General features: G+C 74.1%; 6 protein-coding genes. All 6 read left to right on the top strand.

Features of this window, described 5'->3' with window-relative positions:
* The first annotated feature begins 4 nt into the window (after positions 1-4).
* The 6 genes from AB0A74_RS11085 to iolD are packed head-to-tail and all read left to right on the top strand — an operon-like array spanning position 5 to position 6,419.
* A complete protein-coding gene (locus AB0A74_RS11085; RefSeq protein ID WP_358248662.1) occupies positions 5-1,051 on the top strand; it encodes an ABC transporter permease in 1,047 nt (348 codons plus the stop codon).
* Positions 1,048-1,842 carry an ATP-binding cassette domain-containing protein gene (locus AB0A74_RS11090; protein WP_358248663.1) on the top strand — a complete coding sequence of 265 codons (795 nt, stop codon included), beginning with the start codon at positions 1,048-1,050 and terminating at the stop codon, positions 1,840-1,842. The genes AB0A74_RS11085 and AB0A74_RS11090 overlap by 4 nt, the downstream gene beginning before the upstream one ends.
* Complete coding sequence (gene iolC, locus AB0A74_RS11095) at positions 1,839-2,765, top strand: 5-dehydro-2-deoxygluconokinase (protein ID WP_358248664.1); 927 nt, start codon at positions 1,839-1,841, stop codon at positions 2,763-2,765. Before AB0A74_RS11090 ends, iolC begins: the two co-directional genes overlap by 4 nt.
* Positions 2,762-3,676, top strand: a complete 915-nt coding sequence (locus tag AB0A74_RS11100) for an aldolase (protein WP_358248665.1) — start codon at positions 2,762-2,764, stop codon at positions 3,674-3,676. Before iolC ends, AB0A74_RS11100 begins: the two co-directional genes overlap by 4 nt.
* Positions 3,673-4,557: a 5-deoxy-glucuronate isomerase gene (gene iolB / locus AB0A74_RS11105; RefSeq protein ID WP_358248666.1), complete on the top strand. Its 885-nt coding sequence runs from the start codon at positions 3,673-3,675 to the stop codon at positions 4,555-4,557. The genes AB0A74_RS11100 and iolB overlap by 4 nt, the downstream gene beginning before the upstream one ends.
* Entirely contained in the window at positions 4,554-6,419 is a 1,866-nt protein-coding gene (gene iolD / locus AB0A74_RS11110; protein WP_358248667.1) for a 3D-(3,5/4)-trihydroxycyclohexane-1,2-dione acylhydrolase (decyclizing), read from the top strand. The genes iolB and iolD overlap by 4 nt, the downstream gene beginning before the upstream one ends.
* Positions 6,420-6,512 lie beyond the last annotated feature (93 nt).

Consider the following 6,512-nt stretch of genomic DNA (forward strand, 5'->3'; position numbering starts at 1 on the left):
AAGGATGGCCGTGGCAGCGGAAGCTCCACCGAAGGACGAACGGCTCGGGTCGCCGAGGTTGCTCGACCGGCTCGTCGTGCGGCCCGAGATCGGCGCACTGCTCGGCGCGTTGCTGGTGTTCGTGTTCTTCTCGGTGGTCACCGAGCGGTTCCTGAGCCCCGGCGGCGTGGCGACCTGGCTGGACGACGCGTCCACGCTGGGCATCATGGCGGTGGCGGTGGCCCTGCTCATGATCGGCGGCGAGTTCGACCTGTCCGCCGGCGTGCTGACCGCGTCCACCGCGCTGGTCACGGCCATCCTCTCCACCAGGCTGGGCTGGAACGTCTGGTTCGCGCTGCTCGCGTCGCTGGCGTTCGCGCTGGCCGTGGGCGCGCTGAACGGGTGGCTGGTGATGCGGACCGGCCTGCCCAGCTTCATCGTCACCCTGGGCACGTTCCTGGCCCTGCAAGGCCTGAACCTCGGCGTGACGCGGCTGGTCACGGGCACCGTCCAGGTCTCCGGGATGCGGTCCACCGAGGGCTACGAGTCCGCCGGCTTCCTGTTCGCCTCGACGTTCGACCTGGCCGGCACGTCGTTCTACGTGTCGATCGTGTGGTGGGTCCTGTTCACGGTCGTGGCGTCGCTGGTGCTGGTGCGGACGCGGTTCGGCAACTGGATCTTCGCGGTCGGCGGGGCGGCCCAGGCCTCGCGCGCGGTCGGCGTTCCCGTGCTGCGCACCAAGGTCCTGCTGTTCATGACCACGGCGGGCGCGGCGTGGCTCGTCGGGTCGATCAACATCCTGCGGTTCACCAGCGTGCAGGCCAACCAGGGCATCGGGCTGGAGTTCCAGTTCATCATCGCGGCCGTCATCGGCGGGTGCCTGCTGACCGGCGGGTTCGGGTCGGCGGTGGGCGCGGCGATCGGCGCGCTGATCTTCGGCATGGCCCGCCAGGGCATCGTCTACGCCAACTGGAACAGCGACTGGTTCCAGCTGTTCCTCGGCGTGATGCTGCTCGCGGCCGTGCTGGTCAACAACGCCCTGCGGCGGCGGGCGGAGAGGGTGCGGCGATGACTTCCCCGGAGAAACCGGCACTCATCGAGGTCCAGGACATCGGCAAGACCTACGGCAGCGTCATCGCGCTGCGGGACGTCTCGACCGTCGTCAACGCCGGCGAGGTCACGTGCGTGCTCGGCGACAACGGCGCGGGCAAGTCCACGCTGATCAAGGTGCTGGCCGGCGTGCACCGGCACGACCGCGGCAGGTTCCTGGTCGAGGGCGAGGAGATCACGTTCTCCTCGCCGCGCGAGGCGCTCGACCGCGGCATCGCGACGGTGTACCAGGACCTGGCCGTCGTGCCGCTGATGTCGGTGTGGCGCAACTTCTTCCTCGGCTCGGAGCCGACGGTCGGGTTCGGGCCGTTCAGGTTCCTCGACCGCGGGAAGGGCCGGGCGATCACGAAGTCCGCGTTGGCCGAGATGGGCATCGACCTGCGGGACGTCGAGCAGCCCGTGGGCACGCTGTCCGGCGGCGAACGGCAGTGCGTGGCCATCGCGCGGGCCGTGCACTTCGGCGCGAAGGTGCTGATCCTGGACGAGCCGACCGCCGCGCTGGGCGTGAAGCAGGCCGGGGTGGTGCTGAAGTACGTGGCGCAGGCCCGCGACCGCGGCCTCGGCGTCGTGCTGATCACCCACAACCCGCACCACGCCTACCCGGTCGGTGACCGGTTCCTGCTGCTCAAGCGGGGTCGTCCGCTGGGCTGCTACGAGAAGTCCGAGATCACCCTGGAGGAGCTGACCCGGCAGATGGCGGGCGGCGCGGAACTGGAGGCGCTGGCGCACGAGCTGCGGGGCGTCGCCGGATGATCGAGGTGCTGACCGTCGGCCGGGTCGGGGTGGACCTGTACCCGGAGCAGAGCGGCGTGCCGCTGGCCGGGGTCAAGACGTTCGCCAAGTCGTTGGGCGGCACCGCGACCAACGTGGCGGTGGCCGCCGCCCGGCTGGGCCGGTCCTCGGCGGTGCTGACCAAGGTCGGGCCGGACGGGTTCGGGCCGTACGTGCGGGAGGCGTTGGAAGGCTTCGGGGTGTCGTCGGCGCACGTCGGCACCGCCGAGGGCCTCCAGACGCCGGTGGTGTTCTGCGCCCTGGACCCGCCGGAGGACCCGCCGCTGCTGTTCTACCGCGCGCCGATCGCGCCCGACCTCACGCTGGAGGAGGCGGACGTGCCGTGGGACCTGGTCGCGGACGTCCCCCTGCTGTGGGTGACCGGCACCGGCGTGAGCGCCGAGCCGGCCCGGACGACCCAGCGCAAGCTGCTGGAGCACCGGGGAAGGCGCGCGCACACCGTGCTGGACCTCGACCACCGCCCCATGTTCTGGTCCGATGTGGACACCGCGCGGCGGGAGATCGGGTGGATGCTCGACCACGTGACGGTGGCCGTGGGCAACCGGTCGGAGGTCGAGGTGGCCGTGGGCACCGCCGACCCGGACGGGGCCGCCGACCGGCTGCTGGCCCGCGGCGTGGCGCTGGCCGTGGTCAAGAAGGGCGCGGACGGCGTGCTGGTGGCCACCCCGGACGGCCGGTGGACCGTGCCGCCGCACCCCGTGGACGTGGTGTGCGGGCTGGGCGCGGGGGACGCGTTCGGCGGCGCGCTGGCGCACGGCCTGCTGGCGGGCTGGGACCCGGTGCGCACCGCCCGCTACGCCAACGTGGCCGGCGCGCTGGTCGCGTCCCGCCTGGCCTGCGCCGACGCCATGCCCACCCCGGACGAGATCGAGGCACACCCGTGATCACCGACGAGCAGTGGCGGCGCCTGCTGGAGACCCGGGCGACCGACCCGGGCAGCGTGCGCCGCGCCTACCTGGCCCGCCGCCGGCGCGACCGGCTGCTGTCCGACCGGGGCACGCTGTTCCTGGTCGCCGCGGACCACCCGGCGCGTGGCGCGCTCGGCGTCGGCGGGGACCCGCTCGCCATGGCCGACCGCCGGTCCCTGCTGGACCGCCTGCTGACCGCCCTGGCCAACCCGGCGGTGGACGGCGTCCTGGGCACCCCGGACGTCATCGAGGAGCTGCTCCTGCTCGACGGCCTGCACGACAAGGTCGTCATCGGCTCGATGAACCGGGGCGGCCTGGCCGGCGCGGACTGGGAGATCGACGACCGGTTCACCGCCTACGACCCGACCGCCATCGCCGCGTGCGGCCTGGACGGCGGCAAGATGCTGCTGCGCCTGGTCGACTCCGACCCCGGCACCGTCCCCACCCTGGAGAGCTGCGCCGCCGCCGTGTCGGCCCTGGCCGAGCGCGGGCTGATGGCCATGGTCGAGCCGCTGCCCTACGAGCGCGACGCCGACGGGCACCTGGTGCTGCGCAAGGACGCCGCCGCCCTGGCCCGCGCGGGCAGCGTCGCGGCGGGGCTGGGCGTGACGTCGGCGTACACGTGGCTCAAGCTGCCCGCCTCGCCGGACGAGGTGCTGGACGCGACCACCCTGCCCGCGCTGGTGCTGGGCGGCGTGCCGTCGGCGCGGCCGGAGGACGACCTGGCGTCGTGGGGCCGGTCGCTGCGCCACCCGACCGTGCGCGGCCTGGTCATCGGGCGGGCCCTGCTGTACCCGCCGGACGGCGACGTGGCCGGCGCGGTCGAGGCCGCCGCCGAGGTCCTCCGCGCCGCCCGCGACACGACTCCGACCGAGGTGAGCGCGTGAAGAACCTGCACCGCCCCCTGGGCACCCTCTCCGACGGCGAGAACGCCGTGGAGCTGTACCCCGAGGACGCCGGCTGGACCCACACCGGCCTGCGCGTCCTGCTCCTGCACCCCGGCGCCACCCGCACCCTCGACACCGGCGGGTTCGAGGCCTTCGTGCTGCCCCTGTCCGGCTCCTGCACCGTCGAGGTCGACGGCGAGCGCTTCGACCTCGCCGGCCGCGACTCCGTGTTCACCCGGGTCACGGACTTCGCCTACGTCCCCCGCGACGCGACCGTGCGGCTGTCCACGAAGGACGGCGTGGAGGTCGCGTTGCCGATGGCCCGCGCCGGCCGCAGGCTCCCGGCGCGCTACGGGCCGGCCGAGGACGTGCCGGTCGAGGTGCGGGGCGCGGGCAGCGCCACCCGGCAGGTGACGAACTTCGGCGTCCCGGGCGTCTGGGACCACGCCGACAAGCTCATCGCGTGCGAGCTGATCACCCCGGACGGCAACTGGTCGTCCTACCCGCCGCACAAGCACGACGACACGTGCGAGGTGGTCAACGAGGAGGTCTACTACTTCCGCATCGCCGGCCGCGACGGCGTGACGCCGTCCCGCGAGGGCTTCGGCTTCCACCGCACCTACACCGACGACGGCGCGATCGACGAGGACGTGACCGTGCGCGACGGCGACGTCTTCCTCATCCCGCGCGGCTACCACGGCCCGTGCGTCGCCGCCCCCGGCTACCCGATGTACTACCTGAACGTCCTGGCCGGGCCCGGCGCGGACCGCTCAATGGCGTTCTGCGACGACCCCGCCCACACCTGGGTGCGCGAGAGCTGGCGCACCCAGGCCCTCGACCCGCGCTGCCCGGTCACCACCGCCGAAGGACGGACGGCATGAGACTCACCACGGCCCAGGCCCTGGTCCGCTGGCTGCTCGCCCAGCACACCGAACTCCTCGACGGCACCACCGCCCCGCTGTTCCCGGGCGTGTTCGCGATCTTCGGGCACGGCAACGTCCTCGGCCTGGGCAACGCCCTGGAAGAGCACCGGGACGAGCTGCCGGTCTGGCGCGGCCACAACGAGCAGGGCATGGCGCTGGCCGCCGTCGGCATCGGCAAGGCCACCCACCGCCGCCGGGTCGGCGTCGCCACGTCGTCCATCGGCCCCGGCGCGTTGAACATGGTCACCGCCGCCGGCGTCGCCCACGCCAACCGCCTGCCGCTGCTCCTCCTGCCCGGCGACACCTTCACCAGCCGCGCCCCCGACCCGGTGCTCCAGCAGGTCGAGCACTTCGGCGACCCGACCACCACGGTCAACGACGCCTTCCGCGCGGTCAGCCGGTACTTCGACCGGATCACCCGGCCCGAGCAGCTCCTGGCGACCCTGCCGCAGGCGGCGCGCGTGCTCACCGACCCGGCGGACTGCGGCCCGGTCGTCCTCGCGCTGCCCCAGGACGTGCAGGCGGAGGCGTACGACTTCCCGGACGCCCTGTTCACCCCGGTCGTCCACCGCCCCCAGCGGCAGCGCCCCGACCTGCGCGCGCTGACCGCCGCCGCCGACGCGGTCCGCGCCGCGCGCCGGCCGTTGCTGGTGCTCGGGGGTGGCGTGCGGTACTCCGGCGCGGCCGGGCGGGCGCTGCGGTTCGCCGAGCAGCACGGGGTGCCCGTCGTGGAGACCACCGCCGGCCGCACGCTGGTCCCGCACGACCACCCGCTGCACGCCGGTCCGCTCGGCATCACCGGTTCGACCAGCGCGAACGTCCTGGCGGCCGAGGCCGACGTGGTGATCGCGGTCGGTACCCGGCTGCAGGACTTCACCACCGCGTCCTGGACGGTGTTCGCGCCGGACGCCCGGCTGGTGTCGCTCAACGCGGCCCGGTTCGACGCGGTCAAGCACGGCGCGCTGGCCGTGGTCGCCGACGCGGACGAGGCGTTGCGCGAGCTGACCGACCTGCTCGGCACGTGGCGCGCGTCGTCGGCGTGGTCCGACCGGGCGGCCGCGGAACGGGCGCGCTGGGACGCCCACATCGACGGCCTGCGCGCTCCCGGGACAGGGCTGCCGACGTATGCGCAGGTGGTGGGCGTGGTGAATGCGGCGAGCGGTCCCGAGGACTACGTCATGACCGCGTCCGGCGGGTTGCCCGGCGAGCTGATCGGCGGGTGGCGGGCGGTCGGCGAGGCGACCATGGACGTCGAGTACGGGTTCTCGTGCATGGGGTACGAGCTGGCCGGGGCGTGGGGCGCGGCGATCGCCCGAAGGGATGGCGTCGTCACCACCCTCCTGGGTGACGGCTCGTACCTGATGCTGAACTCGGAGCTGTTCTCGGCGGCGTTCGCGGGGCACGGTTTCGTGGCCGTGGTGTGCGACAACGACGGCTACGCGGTGATCCACCGCCTCCAGACGGGCCAGGGCGGCGCGCCCTTCAACAACCTCTACGACGACTGCCGCACCCCGCACGCGAAGCCGCCACGCACCGACTTCGCGGCGCACGCGGCGGCGATGGGCTGCGCGGTCTTCCCGGTCGACGACGCCGCCGACCCGACCGGCCTGGCCGAGGCGTACCGAGCCGCCCGCGAGGTGGCCCGGACGGAACACCGACCGGCCGTGGTCGTCCTGCGCACCCACCCGGCGGCGTGGACGGAGGCGGGGGCGTGGTGGGAAGTCGGCGTGCCGGAAACCTCCCACCGACCGGCGATCGCCGCAGCCCACGCCGAGGCAACCACCGGCAAGTCCCGCCAGCTCCGCTACCTGCACCCCTGACCGCTCACGCCGGCCACGCCCGCGCTGCCGCCGCGCCCGCCCGGTGCTGGCTGCCCGCCCGGTGCCGGCCGCCCGGTGCCGGCCGGCCGGTGC

Source organism: Saccharothrix sp. NPDC042600 (assembly GCF_040647305.1).
Classification (GTDB): domain Bacteria; phylum Actinomycetota; class Actinomycetes; order Mycobacteriales; family Pseudonocardiaceae; genus Actinosynnema; species Actinosynnema mutabilis.